Origin of the sequence: Streptomyces sp. 2A115 (assembly GCF_052245575.1) — a bacterium.
GTDB lineage: Bacteria > Actinomycetota > Actinomycetes > Streptomycetales > Streptomycetaceae > Streptomyces.
In genome coordinates this window covers 77,502-93,068 of record NZ_JBQQCG010000005.1, presented here as the reverse complement: position 1 = coordinate 93,068, position 15,567 = coordinate 77,502, and the positions used below count along the sequence as shown (strand labels likewise).

General features: G+C 69.1%; 16 protein-coding genes. 8 read left to right on the top strand and 8 right to left on the bottom strand.

The window, feature by feature from the left end; all coding sequences use genetic code 11:
- Window positions 1–554: 554 nt before the first annotated feature.
- The 3 genes from ACTWQR_RS06515 to ACTWQR_RS06505 all read right to left on the bottom strand — a co-directional run bounded on the left by ACTWQR_RS06515 (window position 555) and on the right by ACTWQR_RS06505 (window position 2,412).
- A complete protein-coding gene (locus ACTWQR_RS06515) occupies window positions 555–695 on the bottom strand; it encodes a hypothetical protein (RefSeq protein WP_443225942.1) in 141 nt (46 codons plus the stop codon).
- A gap of 176 nt (window positions 696–871) precedes the next feature.
- Entirely contained in the window at window positions 872–1,588 is a 717-nt protein-coding gene (locus tag ACTWQR_RS06510) for a CBS domain-containing protein (RefSeq protein WP_443225941.1), read from the bottom strand.
- A gap of 398 nt (window positions 1,589–1,986) precedes the next feature.
- Window positions 1,987–2,412, bottom strand: coding sequence for an SPW repeat protein (locus ACTWQR_RS06505; RefSeq protein WP_443225940.1), 426 nt, complete (start codon window positions 2,410–2,412; stop codon window positions 1,987–1,989).
- A 273-nt stretch (window positions 2,413–2,685) separates the two neighbouring features.
- Between ACTWQR_RS06505 and ACTWQR_RS06500 the strand changes: the two genes are divergently transcribed.
- On the top strand, window positions 2,686–3,102 hold the full coding sequence (locus tag ACTWQR_RS06500; protein WP_443225939.1) for an SseB family protein: 417 nt from the start codon (window positions 2,686–2,688) through the stop codon (window positions 3,100–3,102).
- Window positions 3,103–3,288: 186 nt separating this feature from the next.
- Here ACTWQR_RS06500 and ACTWQR_RS06495 read toward each other — a convergent pair whose 3' ends face one another.
- Window positions 3,289–4,032: an SOS response-associated peptidase gene (locus ACTWQR_RS06495; RefSeq protein WP_443225938.1), complete on the bottom strand. Its 744-nt coding sequence runs from the start codon at window positions 4,030–4,032 to the stop codon at window positions 3,289–3,291.
- A gap of 390 nt (window positions 4,033–4,422) precedes the next feature.
- Here ACTWQR_RS06495 and ACTWQR_RS06490 point away from each other — a divergent pair, with 390 nt between their 5' ends.
- Window positions 4,423–4,560, top strand: a complete 138-nt coding sequence (locus ACTWQR_RS06490; RefSeq protein ID WP_443225937.1) for a hypothetical protein — start codon at window positions 4,423–4,425, stop codon at window positions 4,558–4,560.
- Window positions 4,561–4,971: 411 nt separating this feature from the next.
- Here ACTWQR_RS06490 and ACTWQR_RS06485 read toward each other — a convergent pair whose 3' ends face one another.
- On the bottom strand, window positions 4,972–5,919 hold the full coding sequence (locus ACTWQR_RS06485) for a hypothetical protein (protein ID WP_443225936.1): 948 nt from the start codon (window positions 5,917–5,919) through the stop codon (window positions 4,972–4,974).
- A gap of 748 nt (window positions 5,920–6,667) precedes the next feature.
- On the opposite strand from ACTWQR_RS06485, the gene ACTWQR_RS06480 reads away from it, so the two are divergent.
- Entirely contained in the window at window positions 6,668–8,923 is a 2,256-nt protein-coding gene (locus tag ACTWQR_RS06480) for a protein kinase domain-containing protein (RefSeq protein WP_443225935.1), read from the top strand.
- 84 nt (window positions 8,924–9,007) lie between these two features.
- Here the strand turns inward: ACTWQR_RS06480 and ACTWQR_RS06475 are convergent, their stop codons facing one another.
- Complete coding sequence (locus tag ACTWQR_RS06475; RefSeq protein WP_443225934.1) at window positions 9,008–9,295, bottom strand: zinc-ribbon domain-containing protein; 288 nt, start codon at window positions 9,293–9,295, stop codon at window positions 9,008–9,010.
- Between the two features lie 101 nt (window positions 9,296–9,396).
- Here ACTWQR_RS06475 and ACTWQR_RS06470 point away from each other — a divergent pair, with 101 nt between their 5' ends.
- The 4 genes from ACTWQR_RS06470 (at window position 9,397) to ACTWQR_RS06455 (ending at window position 12,069) form a co-directional block, all read left to right on the top strand.
- Entirely contained in the window at window positions 9,397–9,651 is a 255-nt protein-coding gene (locus ACTWQR_RS06470) for a hypothetical protein (RefSeq protein ID WP_443225933.1), read from the top strand.
- The gene (gene paaK, locus ACTWQR_RS06465) at window positions 9,648–10,994 is read left to right on the top strand and encodes a phenylacetate--CoA ligase PaaK (protein ID WP_443225932.1); all 1,347 of its coding nucleotides are present in this window, start codon (window positions 9,648–9,650) and stop codon (window positions 10,992–10,994) included. Before ACTWQR_RS06470 ends, paaK begins: the two co-directional genes overlap by 4 nt.
- 24 nt (window positions 10,995–11,018) lie before the next feature.
- Entirely contained in the window at window positions 11,019–11,300 is a 282-nt protein-coding gene (locus tag ACTWQR_RS06460; RefSeq protein ID WP_443225931.1) for a hypothetical protein, read from the top strand.
- 97 nt (window positions 11,301–11,397) lie between these two features.
- Entirely contained in the window at window positions 11,398–12,069 is a 672-nt protein-coding gene (locus ACTWQR_RS06455) for a hypothetical protein (RefSeq protein WP_443225930.1), read from the top strand.
- A 153-nt stretch (window positions 12,070–12,222) separates the two neighbouring features.
- Here ACTWQR_RS06455 and ACTWQR_RS06450 read toward each other — a convergent pair whose 3' ends face one another.
- Both ACTWQR_RS06450 and ACTWQR_RS06445 read right to left on the bottom strand, forming a co-directional pair.
- The gene (locus ACTWQR_RS06450) at window positions 12,223–13,182 is read right to left on the bottom strand and encodes an ABC transporter substrate-binding protein (RefSeq protein ID WP_443225929.1); all 960 of its coding nucleotides are present in this window, start codon (window positions 13,180–13,182) and stop codon (window positions 12,223–12,225) included.
- Window positions 13,183–13,305: 123 nt separating this feature from the next.
- On the bottom strand, window positions 13,306–14,244 hold the full coding sequence (locus ACTWQR_RS06445; protein WP_443225928.1) for a TauD/TfdA dioxygenase family protein: 939 nt from the start codon (window positions 14,242–14,244) through the stop codon (window positions 13,306–13,308).
- A gap of 691 nt (window positions 14,245–14,935) precedes the next feature.
- Between ACTWQR_RS06445 and ACTWQR_RS06440 the strand changes: the two genes are divergently transcribed.
- Window positions 14,936–15,385: an SRPBCC family protein gene (locus ACTWQR_RS06440; protein ID WP_443225927.1), complete on the top strand. Its 450-nt coding sequence runs from the start codon at window positions 14,936–14,938 to the stop codon at window positions 15,383–15,385.
- The last annotated feature ends 182 nt before the right edge of the window (window positions 15,386–15,567 follow it).

Here is a 15,567-nt window from a genome sequence, read left to right as displayed (position 1 = left end):
GCAACTGCCCGGCCCCGAGTCCCGACCCCCGTCTTGCCGGCCGTGGAGAAGACACCTGCGTGTGGTGCGCGCAGACAGGGCAGGCTGACGCCAGGGTGCGTCAGGTGACGGCAGTGGGCAAACGTTCACCGGCGCCCTGGAGGATGCCGCTGGGGCTGCCCCTGGATCCTGTGTAGGTCGAAAGGTGACGGCAGCGCGGATGATGATGGCCGCCGTGGCTGCGGCCACGATCGTCGCTGCGGCGGTGTCGGTCGCTCCGGCGACAAATCGCCGCATTCCTGTTCGCAGCCGCGACATGCTCCGGGTCCCACGCGGCGATGGTCGTACCGGCCGGCCGGCGCGGCATGCCCACTCCTCGCCCGCGCCGTCGCCACACCGCCGACGGCAAGCCGCCTGATGGTGGCCGTCTCGCTGCTCGTTGGGATGACGGTGGCCGTGTCGGTCGTCTCCCGCATCGACAACATCGTCTGCGCCGTCCCCGAGCCGGCCGAGCACCGCGTGCTGATGGCGCTGCGTCGCGCTACTGATCGCCATGCCCCTGCGAGGCGTAGAACTCAGCCCTGCTGGCCGGCCAGTTCGCGCACCTTCTGGTAGCCGCCATCATCGTGCCGGATCCGCACCAGCGCGTCGACGAGCCGTACGAACTGCCGGTCGTCATCCACGAGCGAGCGCAGGGAGTCCCCGTCATGGCCCAAGGCGAGCCGTGGCCGGTGTGGCCGCCGCCGATCACTGTGCCTCCCCGAGCGTCTGCGCGGAGTTGGATCCACGGCATTCATGGGGCACGGCCGGTTCCTGCCCGGGCTGCCTGCGCCCTCGGAGCTGCGTGGGTCTGGGCTCCTTCCTCTCCAGAACTCAGTGCTGCGGCGGCGTGTCACACACCTTGGCCTTCGGTGACGTCCCCGTGGGTGACGGTGCGTTCGAGGTGTTCGCGTTCCAGAAGGCCGATGAGGCGCCCTTCCGGATCGGTGACCGGTATGGCCCCCGTCCCGGATCGCCTCATGCGCTCCAGCAGCGGCGCAGGTGGCTCATCGGCGCGGACCGTCGCCGGGCCGGACCGCATGGCATCCCCGACGGTGCCCTCGGGGCGGGCGGCCACGTCCTCGTGATGGAGAAGACCGACGACCACCTGCTCGGCGTCGACCACCACGCCCACCCGACGCCCCGTCTCGTCGAGCATGTCCACGGCATCGTCGATCTGCTGGTCGACGGTGCAGGTGGGCACGTTTGGGTCCGCGACGTCCCCGGCCATCGGCGTGGACGCCGCCTGCCCCTCCCTCGGCAGCCCCGCCGCGAGCCAGTCCGCCTTGCCGGGAACGTAGTCGTACACCTCCCGGAAGCCGAGCTGTTCGAGTCGGGCGGCGGCCCGCGGGCTCATGTCGCACAGTTCGTCGGCGCAGTAGACGATCACGGGGCGGCCGGCGTCCAGCCGTTCGGGAGCCTGCTGGTCCAGGTCGCGCAGCCCGATGTGCAACGCGCCCGGCAAGTGAACCTGCTCGTAGGGCTTGCGTGGCAGCACCTCGACGAGCTGGGCCATCTCCTGCTCGACGAGGCGGAACACGTCCTGCCGGTCCATCAGTCGCGTCGGCATCGCTCCAGCTCCTTCCGGACGCCCTCGTTCTCTCCGGGTGCTCTCCGAGCCTGGTGCCGGTCGGCGGCGTCCTGCCGCATTCACCGGGTACCCGACGACCTGCCGCCGACACGGCGTGCCGCCGGTTTCGCGGGCCCGGCACGGCACGCAGGAAGTGCTCTCAGGTCCCGGCCGGCAGGGCCGCGGTCAACAGGCGGCGGCCCTGGCTCGGCGGTGTCCTCGGTTCACCCGGGCCTCACCTGCAGCGGGCGCGGACGCTCGACGGTTACCAGCCCTCACCATGCGGTATCGGTGGCGGAGCACAGCCGCGGCGCCGCACAACCGTGCCGGGTGAACGTTCGGTCACCCGGCGCAGCCCATACACCGTTCCCCTTGCCTCCCGGAATGACGGCGTCACGTCAGGTGCGGCGCATCCGCCCCAGCGCCGACGTGGCGATCCCGAGGATCATCACCGCCGCACCGACGATCACGTTGCTGGTCACGGTTTTGGTGGTGTCGACGTTGCCGGTCACGGCCCAGGGCGCGACGATCGTCCACACTCCGATCGCCGCCGCGACCCAGCCCATGCCGTACGTGCGCTCGTAGACGGAACCGAAGCCCAGCGCCAGCACGGCCACGGCGATTCCCAGGATCAGGTTGTTCACCGTGATGCTGGACGCGCCGGAGAATCCGACGATCCACGGGGAGATCGCGAGGTAGAGCCCGCTCAGCAGGATCAACCCCTCGACCGCCTGGGCGACCGGGCTGGCGGACGCCTGCGCGTACCGGGCGCGCAGGCTCATCAGGTCAGGATGTTCTTCGATGCGTTGCGGCTGTGTGGCCACGGAAAGCCACCTCCTTCGCCGACTCTCGTTACGTCTGTCCGATTCCCCGTACAGACGTCAGTGATGCCTCTCGAGTGGACTCCGACCTCAGCCAATTCAGCTTCCGGGGCGCCCGCGCGCGGCATCCGGCCCACCGCTCGACACGAGCCGGTTGCTGCACCCAAAGACGCCGCATGGGCGGATCAGGCTCGGGTACCGGAGACGTGAAGGAACGCCCCGCCTGGCGCATCCCGCACCGGGCGGTCCTGTCGGGGGCACGATGGGAACGAAGCGATGCGCGACGACAGCATCCCCGAGGAACTCCTGATGGCGGCCGCCCAGGACGCACTGCACGACCTCAACCGCACGCCCGACGACCAAGCGGCGCTGGACACACTGGTCGCCTGCGACATTCTGGTTCCGGAGCCGGTGGAGTTCGTAGCCCACAATGCCCCGGAGGACGGCCGCCTGACGCTTCCGGTGATCGAGGGTCCACCGCAACCCCGTAAGGTTCCCGTCTTCACGTCAGTGGAGCGGATGCTCCATGCGCTCCCCGACATACTCGTCAGCCATCAGGTGCAACTCGGGCTGCTGGCAGCCAACTGGCCCACCGACGAGGAGCTGGCGCTCGCCATCGACCTCGGTCATCCCGACGGCCTGATCTTCACCGGCCAAGACGTACGTACCTTGCTTGTTCCACCTCGTAAGTGACCGGCCTGTGCGGCTCCGAGGGGATCCCGACTCCGCGCCGGTCGTTTTGTCGCGCTACGCGGGCTACTCGGGGGCCCCGACGGGGACAAGGAGGTGGGCGACCGTGCGGCATGACGCTTCGGAGCAGGGACGTGTGGCGGACGAGAGCGGAACCGACGGCCGCCGGCTCGGCCGGCTGTCGTATGGCTACACAGTGATCTCGTCCAGGAGCTGGGGGCCATTGTTGCTGGTGCTGTTGACGGCGGTGGAGACGAGCCGAGCCCGCAGGTGACCGTTCGCGGGTTGGGTCAGCAGTGCCCGCAGTTCGTCCGGGTCCTGGCGGTGGGGGTCGAGCCAGGCACCGTAGTGATCGGGGGTGAGGACGAGTGGCATGCGGGGGTGGACGCGGCCGGCCGCGTCGGTGGCCTCGGTGGTGAGGATGGTGCAGGTAATCAGCCAGGCAGCGGGGTCGTCGTCCTGCTTCACCGCCGGGTCGCGCCAGTACTCGTACAGCGCGGCCAGTGCCATCACCTGCTCCTCGGCGGGATGGATGAAGTATGGCTGTTTCCGGGCCTTGCCCGTGTCCTTGGCCTTGACCTGCTGCCATTCGTAGAAGCCGTCGGCCGGCAGCAGACAGCGACGTTTGACGAAGGCACGGCGGAAGGCGGGCTTGTCGTGCACCGTCTCGACCCGCGCGTTGATCATCCGGGAGCCGATCTTCGTGTCCTTCGCCCAGGACGGTACGAGGCCCCAGCGCAGCGGCCGCAACTCTCTCCGCACCGACGCGGTGTCCTTCTTGTCGCGGGGCGTGCGTTCGAGGACGGCCCACACATCGTCGGTCGGGGCGACGTTCCAGTTCGGAGCCAGCGTCTCTTCCGGGCGCCAGTCGGTGACCCGGAACAGCTGGACCAGGTCCTCCGGGCTGCGGGTGGAGACGTACCGACCGCACATACCGCCACTGTGCCACTGGAAGCGCCGGGCCGCCGCACCTCGGACGCCTGTCACGGGCCGGGGACAGCAGCGTGGCGGATTGAGGCTCGCCGGGGTGGCCGAGCGGCCGGGGCGACAGCAGCCGAAGGCGAGCACGATCGGTGGGCTGTCCAGAGCCGTCGTGGCACAGGTGATGCCGGAACGGTGCACGGACCGACCGGCATGTGCTCGACGACGGAGTCCGGTCCCGGCGAGGTCACCGCCTTGCGGCCGTCCTCGTACCGCTGCGGTGTTGTCGGGCGCTGCTCTGCGAATGTGACGCGGCTCCTATGCAGGCTTTGCTCTGCGCGCAGAGGATGTGGTTCTCAGCCTGTCGCCCGGTCGGCGGGCCCGCGGGAAGGAAGTCTGCCCATGTCCGAGCATGTGCACGTCCGCATCAGTCGGGGTCTCGGAGTCACCGAGAACGGTGAGCTCATGGAGCACTCGTCCTGCCGCTGCGGGGCCAACTGGACGAGGACCTACCAGGTCCGAGGCGAGGATTCCGAGTAGGACCGAGGCACCCGGTGGCGACGCCGCGTGGCGCAGGTCGGCGGCCTGTTCCGGCTGCTTTGAGTTCTGGGGGTTCGACGAGACCCGCCTGGACCAAGTTGGGTTCGCGACCGGGATCACCAGTACGGGGCCGAAGGCAGTGACCCGCTCCGCCTCTAACCGCCCAAGGGCGCGGCGCCACCAGACCTCGGCTTCTTCTGTCTCACCGAGGGACTTGAGGAGCTCCGCGAGGGCGAACGCCGCATCGCTGCTGGGCCGGGACGGGTCAGGCAGGAACCCGGCGCGACTGGCTCAGGGACTGGGCGGCCGAGATGAACGCACTGCCCAGCGGGTGGCCGAGTCCCGCCGCCAGGCGATCGCGACCGTGCTTCCCGACAGGCCGGCCATTGAGGCGTCACAGAGCACCGATCGTCACAGGGCGATGCGCCCCTCGGCGGCGGTGATGACCGCACTACGCCGACGGTGGCCGCGCTCGTACTCCAGCACCTGCCCGGCCACGGCGGGGTCGGCGCTGTGGAGCCGGGCTCTGATCTGTTCGGTCGTCATGTCGTCATAGACGGGCCAGGGCTCGCTGCCGCGCAGCCGCTCGACGGCGTTGAGGATCTCGGGCCGTTCGGCATGTGCTCGCTCGTAGTCCTCGATGACCGTCAGATCCGCCTGGGACAGCCTGCGCAGCTGTCCGGTGATGTCCGTGATGCTGAGCTGCTCGTAGCCTGAGATCGGCAGGTTCTCGGCACCGGTGACCGCTCCCTGGAGATGCCGCGCCACGCGGATGGCCGCGTCGCCAGGCCCGCCTTCGGCGGATGAACGCTGACCGCCGTCGGCTTCCGCCGCGACGGCCACGGCGTGTTCGGCGAGGCTGTCCTGCAACTGTCGCAGCAGTTCCTCGTCCTGGCGCAGCAGCGCGTCGAACAGATCGGCGGCTGCCTGGTCGTGGGCCTCTTCGGCAATGCTCTGACCGGCCCTGGAGGCAGCCACCGCCCGCGCGGTGATCGCGTACTCGTCCTCGGCGTTCCGTAGCAAGCGGCGCTCGTCGGCCGACCGCCGACCGCGCACGGTCTCGCTGGCGATCAGCCCGCCGATCTCCCAGGGCAGCCGGACCAGCCGGGCGGCGTCGCCGGCGAGGAGCCGGAAGGACTGGACGGTGTCCTGCAGCGGGCGGCTGGGGCGCAGCGCGCGGATGTGTTCGTCGATCCGGTCGATGTTGTGCTGCGTGGCCGACACGTGCTCCTCCAGTGCCGACCGGTGCGGGCCGGCCGGGGTGACATTCACATCGGACCGGAAACGGTCAATGACCGCCGCGTGGGCCTGACGGGCGTCCTCCAGCGCTGGAATGAGGGCATTCGTCGTCACTGTCATCAAAGACTCCCTCGCTATAGGCGGGCCGTCGCGACCGGACTCCTCTTGAGGTCGGGCCCCGAACCATCCTCAATGAGCAGCCCGAAGATCGCCCCGCGAGCAAGGCAACGCCGACCGCCAACAGCCGCAGCCACACCCGGCGAACTGCCACCGCAAGCACGGGCATCCGGCTCCGCCAATCGGGTGAATCGCTCCGGCCTACGACGTCGTCCGTGCCGTGCGGAGCGAGCCAGGGCGGGTAGTGCGCCACCGCCGCACGGCGAGGGCCTTCAACAGCAACAGCAACAGCGTCTGCCGGCCCAGAACGCCGCCGACACCGACTGTGATCCACGAAAGTGGCTGTCCGCGGGCTGAGGACCCGTACGCCCGATGGTCGCGTGAAGGGGGTCCACCCCGATCCGGCGGCCCAGGACGCCCGTACCCCGACGCCGGCGATACGCAGGTGCCCTACGTCTTCCGTGCCTGCCATACGAACTGCCACACGAATGGGACGGGCGGCGGAACGAAACGAGACGCGCCGATTGTCCCGACGGCCCGAGAAACCGTCCGGACGGTCTCTACCTGAAACGTCAAGTAATGGCCATAGGTTCCTCAGATGCGTACCCCAACTGTCCCTCCAGCACCTAGTCTCCCCACAAGTCCATCCGAACGAGGAACAGGCGAGCTGAGGGCAATGGAGCCACTTCGTCCCACGGATCCGGAGCACTTGGGGCCGTACCGTCCTGTCGCGCGGCTCGGCGCCGGAGGAATGGGAGAGGTCTTTCTCGCCAGGGACGACCAGCAGCGGACCGCGGCCGTCAAGGTCATACGGCCGGAACTGGCCGCGAGCAAGGACTTCCGCATCCGTTTCCGGCGCGAGGTGGACGCGGCGCGGGCGGTGAGCGGCAGATACACGGCGACCGTCGTGGACGCCGACCCGGACGGCCCCGTCCCCTGGCTGGCCACCGCGCACATACTCGGTCCGACGCTGGCCGACGCGGTCGAGGAGTACGGGCCGCTGCCGCCTAAGGCGGTGCTGGCCCTCGGCGCCGGGCTCGCCGAGGCTCTGATCGCCGTGCACTCCGCGGGGCTGGTGCACCGCGATCTCAAACCGTCCAACGTGCTGCTCTCCGCCGAGGGCCCGCGGGTCATCGACTTCGGCATCGTCCGCGCCACCGACGGCTATGAGCTCACTCTCTCCGGCGTGCTGCTCGGCTCCCCGCGGTACATGTGCCCCGAGCACGCCACGGGCGACCCGATGGGCCCGGAGGGGGACGTGTTCTGCCTCGGCTCGGTCCTGGCCTTCGCCGCCACTGGGAACGCGCCCTTCGACGGCTCGTCGGCGGCCACCCTGCTGTACCAAGTGGTGCACGGTACGCCGGATCTGACGGGCGTCCCGGATCCACTCGACACGATCATCGAGCGCTGTCTCGACAAGTCCCCGACAGACCGGCCCAGTCCGGACTGGGTATCGGCGGCCTGCGCGCCCGCCGGCGCCGACACTCTAAACTGGGACGGCTGGCTGCCGGAAGCCGTCGCCTCCTCGGTCAGCCGGCAGGCTGCCGCCCTCATGGACCTGGACCTCGGGCTCGAGACGAAAGCGGACGCCATCGAGCGGGAGGCCGCCCGCTCCGCCACCATCGGCCTCGCACCCGCCGGAGGCGTCCGTACCGACCCGCGCCTGGCCGTTCAGCAGCTCGTCACGGAGCGCCCCAGCCCCGACCACCGCCCGAGCTCCGACCACGCGGTCTTCCCCCAAGAGCCGACGCCCATCCCTACGCGCGAGCAGTCGCCCGAGCCGGTCATCACCCGCCGAGCACGGCGGCGGCCCCGGCCGGGCCCTTCCCGCCGTACGGTCCTCACGGCCGCAGCGCTCGGCACCGTCACGGTCGGTTCCGGCCTCGCCGCGCTGCTCGGCAGGTCGAAGGAGCAGCCGCGGTCGGCCCCGAAGCCGGCCGGTCCGGCGCCCGAGCCGCTGTGGACGTACCGGAGCGGCCCGCTCGTCCAGGCACCGGCGGCCTTCCACAACGGTACGGCCCTGCTGAAGACGCAGTCGGGCGCGCTACTCTCCCTCGGCCTCGCCGACGGCACCCGTCCCCGGTGGACCTACCAGGGCATCAGCCAGTCCCCCACCGCACCCCTCCTCGTCTCGGGCGACGTCGTCGCCCTGGGCACCGGCGCGACCGTACTCGGCGTCGACCCGGCCACGGGCACCGAGCGGTTCTCGATGGACTTCGGAGCGGACTTCCGGTTCGACACGCTGCTCGGCGGGTCCGCCGAAAACAGGGTCACCATCGCCGGTCTGCGGTTCAACCGCCAGGACCCGGAGGAGGCGCAGGGGTCGGCCACCTCCACGAACGTCGTCCTCGATACGGATCTCCGGGCGCGCAGGGCCAATGTCATCCCCATCAGCGCGGAGGACATCGGCCTCGATCTGAAACCGGTCATCGACACCCGCCACTTCATCTACATGGACGGGCTGCACCGCCTCACGGCCCGTGGTGACACGGCCACGCGCGGGGGCGTGCTGTGGCGACGGCCCATGGACTCCGACTCGGACGCCCGGTCGGCCCCGGTGGTGCTCGACGGAACCGTCTTCGCCGCCGACAGCGAGCTCATCGCCGTGGACCTGGAGTCCGGTTCGCTGCGCTGGCGGGTGAAGGAGGAGAAGGGCGGATTCGCCTCCGTCGCCGCCGCGGCCCGCACGGTGTACTGCACCACCAGGAACCCGCATGGCGTCGCGGCGTTCGACGCCGCCGACGGCTCCCGGCGCTGGTTCCGCGAGACCCCTCGGCTGGACCTGGGGAACGCCCTCGTCGCGGCCGGCAGCGCCGTGTTCGTCACGGCCGCGCACAACAAGGACGGGTTCTACGCGATCGACGCCCAAAAGGGTGAGCTGCTCTGGAACTTCACCGATGGCCAGAACACCGGCATCAACGACTGGCAGCTCTCCTGCGACAGCGACGGGCCGCTGATCGCCCAGCACTTCGACAAGGTGTACGCCCTCCCGATGCCTCACAGCTGACAGGGCACTCCGGAAGGCCGGGCAGGTCCCCGCCGGTGGGCGAGGATCTGCCGGTCCGCCGCTGAGCTGGGCACCTGGACCTCCTCAGGGCTGGTACCGCTGCTGCGGTTGCCCATACGTCTGGCCGCCGTGGCCGCTCGCACCCTGCACCTGCAGCTGCTCAGCCTGCTCCTTGGTCACTTTCTGCTCCGCACCACAGAAGGTGCACTGCGTCGCGTACTTCGTCGAGACCGGGAACAGCGGCACGAAGAACAGTGTGAACTTCGTGACGCGTTTCCTGAGCGTGTGCGCGGAAGGATTGCCGCAGAGGCCGCACACCAGGGTCAGTATCGCGAGCTGGTACTGATATCCCTTGGTACCAAAGATGATCATGCTGGTCCCTCCTGGGTCGGTGCCTGCCGGCACAGTGCGAGCGAGCGGTGAAGCGCACTCACGGAATACAGTCGCATGCACGTCGCAAGGTGGTGGGGGGGGTGACGCGGACCACGGACGCGACTCCGACGCAAGCGAGCGAGTCGACGCCCACGGAGGCGATGTTCGCCGCGGCCGAGGGGGCACGGAGTCTCGGTGTCGATCTGCTGGAGCATGGCGCGGGGATCGCCGAGGAACGCGTCGGCTTCGGCCGCAGCGGCAGCTACGACGTGAGTACTCTGCACGGTGCCGAGGCGATCGCGGAGTTCCGCACGCCCCCCCGCATTCGCGGCACGACGACAAAGGAGTCGCAATGAGCAGCGCACCGACGGCCGTGGCTGGCACGGGCCCCCGCCGGGGCGAGCCACTCCCCCACGACCTGCTGGACGACGCCGAGCGCCTGACCCGCGAGCAGCTGAGGGAACTTCAGCTCGACCGTCTGCGGGCGACGTTGCGGTACGCGTACGACAGCGTGGAGCCGTACCGGAAGAAGTTCGACGAGGCCGGGGTCGCGCCCGACGACTGCCGTTCGCTGGAGGACCTGTCCCGGTTCCCCTTCACCACGAAGGCCGACCTGCGGGACACGTACCCCTACGGTATGTTCGCCGTCCCCATGTCCGAGGTCCGGCGCGTCCACGCGTCCAGCGGTACCACCGGCCGCCCCACGGTCGTGGGCTACACGGAGAACGACATCTCCATGTGGGCCGACGTGGTCGCCCGCTCGATCCGCGCCGCCGGCGGCCGTCGCGGCCACAAGGTGCACATCTCCTACGGCTACGGTCTGTTCACCGGCGGCCTCGGCGCCCACTACGGCGCCGAGCGGGCCGGCTGCACCGTGATCCCGGCCTCGGGTGGTATGACGGCACGCCAGGTGCAGATCATCCAGGACTTCAAGCCCGAGATCATCATGGTCACCCCGTCCTACATGCTCACCCTGCTCGACGAGTTCGAGAAGCAGGGCATCGACCCTCGGACCAGTTCCCTGAAGGTGGGCATCTTCGGCGCCGAGCCGTGGACGGAGGAGATGCGCCACGAGATCGAGGGACGCATGGACATTCACGCGGTCGACATATACGGCCTGTCGGAGGTGATCGGACCGGGTGTGGCCCAGGAGTGCGTGGAGACCAAGGACGGGCTCCATGTCTGGGAGGACCACTTCTATCCCGAGGTGGTCGACCCGGTCACGGACGAGGTGCTGGCCGAGGGCGAGGAGGGCGAAGTGGTCTTCACCTCGCTCACCAAGGAGGCCCTGCCGGTCATCCGCTACCGCACCCGCGACCTGACCCGCCTGCTGCCCGGCACCGCCCGCCCCGCCTTCCGCCGCATCCAGAAGATCACCGGCCGCTGCGACGACATGATCATCCTGCGCGGGGTGAATGTGTTCCCCAGCCAGATCGAGGAGATCGTGCTGCGTACGCCCGGCGTCGCCCCGCACTTCCAGGTGCAGCTGACCCGACGCGGCCGGATGGACCACATGACCGTCCGCGTCGAGGCACGCCCCGGGACCGGCACCGAGCAGCGGGAGACGGCCGCCCGGGCGATCGCGCAGAGCGTCAAGGACGGGGTGGGCATAACCGTCGACGTGGCGGTCGTCGACCCGGAGACTCTGGAGCGCTCACTGGGCAAACTCCGCCGGGTCAAGGACCTGCGTCAGCAGTGACCGCGGCCTTGCGAGAGAGATCGGGTGAGCAGAACGGCTGTACAGCGCCGCTCCCGCCGCCGTGTCGTCGAGGTCCTGGCCTTCGATTCCTGGCCGTCGAGTTTGCCGTACGTCACCGTGCCGCTGCGTGTGCACGGCAACAGTGAGGTGGCGCAGCGGGCCGTGGAGCGGCGTCGCGACTTCGATCACCGCGGGGCCGAGCCGGCTGCGCGGCGCCGACATCTGTCCTGTGGTGCCCGAGGCACTGCCATCCAGGAACACCTCTGGCACTGCCCAGGAACTCCGATCGAGCCGCCGCCGCGGTAGGTCAGCGGCGCCACGTCCGGGCGGCGCCAGGTCCGTTTCCGGCGCAGGATGGGATGAGGACGACAATCTTGGGGGGACTCTCCGGCGGGAGGCCACCATGACGGCGTCGCAGAGCGAAGAGACCAGTACTCGGGCGGGGAGAAGCGGTCCCTTGTGGACCGGGATCGCCGGGATCCTGGCCGGCGGACTACTGATCTTCGGCCACATCCTGACCTGGCGGACGCCGGACGTCGAGGACGACGACGCGATCCGTGAGGTCGTGACCTTCTACTCCAAGGACAGCAATCAGGCCCTGTCCGAGACCGGCGCCCTGGTACTGCTCGCGGCCGGGCTGGCCTTCCTGTGCTTCCTGCCGGTACTGGTACGCGCCGCCGGCAGCCGCTCCACCGTCGCGCTCGCGGGCGGGACCGTTTTCGTGGTGCTCCTCATGGTCTCGGCGATCTCCGGGAACATCTACGGAGTCACGGCGAACCACGCCGACGCCTTCCAGGTCGTACCCGAGACGGCTCTGATCGCGATTCTGCTGCTGGACGTGGCGTACGGGGGACTCATCGGAGCGATGGTGGGCGCGGCCGTGCTGCTTCTCGCCATTTGGCGCACCACCCGTGGCACCGAGGTCGTCGCGGTGCTGCCCTCGTGGCTGACCTGGGCCGCTCTGGTCGTGGGTGTGCTGTGCCTGGCGGGGCCGTTCAGCGCCTGGCTGACTCCGATGCTGCTGGCGGTGTGGCTGGTGGCGGCCGGAGTTGTGGTGCTGCTGAAGCGGTCGTGACCGTGAGGTCGTACGAGGGTGCCGGGCCACCTTCGCGGTGACCCGGTCGTAACCACTTGGCCGCCCGGTGGCCGCCGTACCGTCGGCACCAACACCGCTGGGTACGGCGACCACGCTCGGGTCACGTGACGAGGGGGCGGCCCCCGGCTTGTGTCAGTCCCCCGGGATCCACTGCTCCCAGACGTCCTTGTTCCCGTCGATCCACCGCTTGGCGGCGGTCTCGGGCGAGAGCTTGTCCGCCGTGATCATCCTGGCGACCTCGTTCTGGTCCTCCGTGGTCCACTTGAAGTTCTTCAGGAACTGCGCGGTGTCACCGCCGTTCTTGGCGAAGTCGGCGTTGAAGTACTTCTGGAGAGGAGTGTCGGGGTAAGCGCAGGTGACCTTTTTGAGGTCGTCCGCACAGCCCTCCTTGTACGGGGGAAGGCTGACCTCGACAAGATCGATCTCGGCGTTCAGCCACTGCGGGGTCCACCAATAGCTGATGAACGGCTTCTTCTTCTCGACGCTGCTCCTGATCTGGGTGATCTGCGCGGCCTCGCTCCCGGCGTACACCGGCTTCAGATCGATGCCGAGGTTTTTGATGATCGCGGGGTCGTTCGTGGTGTAGGAAGGCGACCCCTCCAGCAGCTGCCCCTTGTTCCCGCTCTCGGCGGTCCGGAGTTGGTCCGTGAACTGGTTGAGGGTCTTCCAGTTGGTGACCTCGGGGTGCTCGTCCGCGAAGTACTTCGGGACGAACCAGCCGATGTGGCCCGTGACTCCGAGGTCACCGCCGGCGACGACGGTCTTCCGTTCCTTGATGTACTTCTTCTCCTTGTCCGGGAACCCGCGCCAGTCCTCGAGCACCGCGTCGATCTCGCCGCCGTCCATGGCGTCCCAGGCGACCGGCTGGTCCATCTGCCGGGTGGTGACCTTGACGCCGAGCTCTTCCTCCAGCAGGTATTCGGCGACCGCCACATTGGCTTCGGCGCCGACCCAGGACGGAATCGCCAGAGTGACCGTGTCCGCACTCTTCGCCTTGGAGGTGTCGGCCGCCGCACAAGAGCTGAGCGTGACCATTCCCATGACCCAGGCGCCGGCCAGATACCTGGTGGGTATTCGTCTGTCGAATCTCATCAAGAGTCCTCTTTCATTGTCGCGTGCGTGGACAGGCCGGCGTGCGGGCGCCAATGTGCGGGAGGACTGCCGTGGGCACGGGCTACTGCCGTGGTTACGGGCTACTGCTGCGGGTGTGGGGTCTCAGTACGGCCGGTCACCGGCGACGGCCACACGTTCCGCGATGCGGCGGTGCGGGGCGTAGTCGTTGACCGCGTAGTGCTGGGTGGCGCGGTTGTCCCAGAACGCGACATCGCCGGGCTGCCAGCGGAAGCGCACCTGGTACTCCGGGACATGTGCCTGTCGGCACAGGTAGCTCAGTAGCCGGTCGCTGTCGGCGCGTTCCATCCCGGTGATCCGGGTGGTGAAGGAGGCGTTGACGAAGAGCAGCCGCCGCCCTGTCTCCGGGTGGATGCGCACGACCGGGTGCTCCACGGGCGGGAAGGCGTCCTGGAGCGGGGCGAGCCGCTCGGGCGAATAGAAGCGGACGAAGCCGGGGATGAAGTCGTGCACGGCGGTGGCGCCGTCGATGCGGTCCTTCACGTCCTGCGGGAGGTTGTCGTAGGCGGCGGCCATGTCCGCCCACATGGTGTCCCCGCCGAACGGCGGGACCTCGCGCAGTTGGAGCACGGCGCCGAGCGCGGGCCGCTCCCGGAAGGTGACGTCGGCGTGCCAGATGTTCTCGAAGGTCGGCGTGCCGTCACTGCCCTTGTCGAAGCGGACCACGTCCTCGCTGGATCCCGTGGCGAGCAGCGGGTTGGTCTCCAACTCCCCCCAGTTGCGGGCGAAGTCACGCTGCTGGGCGGAGGTCAGGTGCTGACTGCGGAAGAAGAGCGCTTTCCACTCCAGCAGGGCGCGGTTCAGCTCCTCGCGCAGCGCGGGCTCCAGCGGGCGCGACAGATCGACTCCGCGCACCTCGGCCCCGATCGTGCGCCCCTGCGGCACGACCTCGAGGCGTTCGTACGGGCGCTCCTCCCATCCCTCGGGCAGACGACGCAGGACACGCACGCCCTCGTACATCCCGCCCTCCGGTACCCGGGCCTCGCGCAGCGTGGGCAGCGACCCGGCGTTCATGACAGTCATGGAATTCCTCTTCTGGTCCTGGGTTGGCGTTCATCGATGGCAGACGACGGTCGGCTTTTGAGACGTGTGCCCTCGGCGCCGAGAAAAGGGAGTTCAGTGGTGCACAGCAGACGTGTACCGGGAGTCGTCCGGGTCATCAGGAGTCATCCGGACCATCAGAAAGAAGACAGGCACTGTCTGGGCTCCGGCGCAGCGAGCACATGGCTCGGGGGAAGCCCAGCTATCGGCCGGAGCGCTCGCACCCCGTGCGATCCGGGACACGCAGCGGCCCCGTCGTGACGAACCAGTGCCTGGTCATGGCGATGATTCTGGGAGTCGCTCGTTTGTCCTGTCAATGGGGTCTCGGCACCCGATTGATCTCGGCTCCGCACATGACCGGTATGCCAGGCCCCACCAAGCGAAGCAGCACCGGGTGTGTCATCTCATTGGACGAATCCGCGCTGACGGATGAGGTGCGGGCGATGCCGGCGAGGTCGGGCGCGGTCATCGCCACAGTGGTCGTAGTCGCAGCCTTGGCCGGCGTGGAGCTTGGTTGAGGCAAGTGGGACACCTTGAGTCGGCACGCGCCCGGGTGCTCGTGCCGGCGGATTACGGAACGTGCCCATGGCCACCTGGCCACGCGGCGTCGTACAGCCCCCGCAGCACCTCTGGAGTGGGATCATTTACATAAGAACCTGACAAAGGAGATGAAATGTCCGCCATCAAGGAGAGCGTGGATATCTCGCGCCGCCCCGAGGACGTCTACTCCTACGTGATCGACCCCTCCCACCTCCCCGAGTGGCAGGAGAGCGCCGTATCCGTAGTGCCGCTCGACGACACCCCACTGGGCGTGGGATCGCGCATGGTCGTGACGCGGCGCGTGGGCCGCCGGGTGTTCCCGATGACCATGGAGGTGGTCGAGCTCGACCCTCCGCGCAGCTGGCACATGCGCGGCATCGACGGGCCCGTCCGGGGCGATGTCCACGGCACGATCGAGCCGCTCGGCGACGGCGATCGCTCCCGGGTGACACTCGATCTCGACTTCGAGTCCCACGGGAGGGGCAAGCTCCTCGTTCCGCTGGTCGTCCGCCCGCAGGCACGCAAGGAGATGCCGAGAAACGAGCAGAAACTCAAGGACGTACTCGAACACGGCGCCGCGTAGGCCACAGACTCGACGAAAGGGCGGTTGCGATCACGAGTACGCGAGGTCGCTGTCGCCGGCCCGCCGGCACCGGGCCGGCGACACGCTCGACGGCGACGCGGAGTGGTGGTGTCGAGCCAGTCCAGTGGCTCTACACCACCAGCGCCCGGAGGGCCCCGTCGGCTCGGCGAGGCGCGGGCCCC

Coding starts and splice junctions, on each gene's coding strand:
- ACTWQR_RS06510 (WP_443225941.1), bottom strand. CDS start 1,588: ATGCCGACGCGACTGATGGACCGGCAGGACGTGTTCCGCCTCGTCGAG.
- ACTWQR_RS06500 (WP_443225939.1), top strand. CDS start 2,686: ATGCGCGACGACAGCATCCCCGAGGAACTCCTGATGGCGGCCGCCCAG.
- ACTWQR_RS06495 (WP_443225938.1), bottom strand. CDS start 4,032: ATGTGCGGTCGGTACGTCTCCACCCGCAGCCCGGAGGACCTGGTCCAG.
- ACTWQR_RS06490 (WP_443225937.1), top strand. CDS start 4,423: ATGTCCGAGCATGTGCACGTCCGCATCAGTCGGGGTCTCGGAGTCACC.
- ACTWQR_RS06485 (WP_443225936.1), bottom strand. CDS start 5,919: ATGACAGTGACGACGAATGCCCTCATTCCAGCGCTGGAGGACGCCCGT.
- ACTWQR_RS06480 (WP_443225935.1), top strand. CDS start 6,668: ATGGGAGAGGTCTTTCTCGCCAGGGACGACCAGCAGCGGACCGCGGCC.
- ACTWQR_RS06475 (WP_443225934.1), bottom strand. CDS start 9,295: ATGATCATCTTTGGTACCAAGGGATATCAGTACCAGCTCGCGATACTG.
- paaK (WP_443225932.1), top strand. CDS start 9,648: ATGAGCAGCGCACCGACGGCCGTGGCTGGCACGGGCCCCCGCCGGGGC.
- ACTWQR_RS06455 (WP_443225930.1), top strand. CDS start 11,398: ATGACGGCGTCGCAGAGCGAAGAGACCAGTACTCGGGCGGGGAGAAGC.
- ACTWQR_RS06450 (WP_443225929.1), bottom strand. CDS start 13,182: ATGAGATTCGACAGACGAATACCCACCAGGTATCTGGCCGGCGCCTGG.
- ACTWQR_RS06445 (WP_443225928.1), bottom strand. CDS start 14,244: ATGACTGTCATGAACGCCGGGTCGCTGCCCACGCTGCGCGAGGCCCGG.
- ACTWQR_RS06440 (WP_443225927.1), top strand. CDS start 14,936: ATGTCCGCCATCAAGGAGAGCGTGGATATCTCGCGCCGCCCCGAGGAC.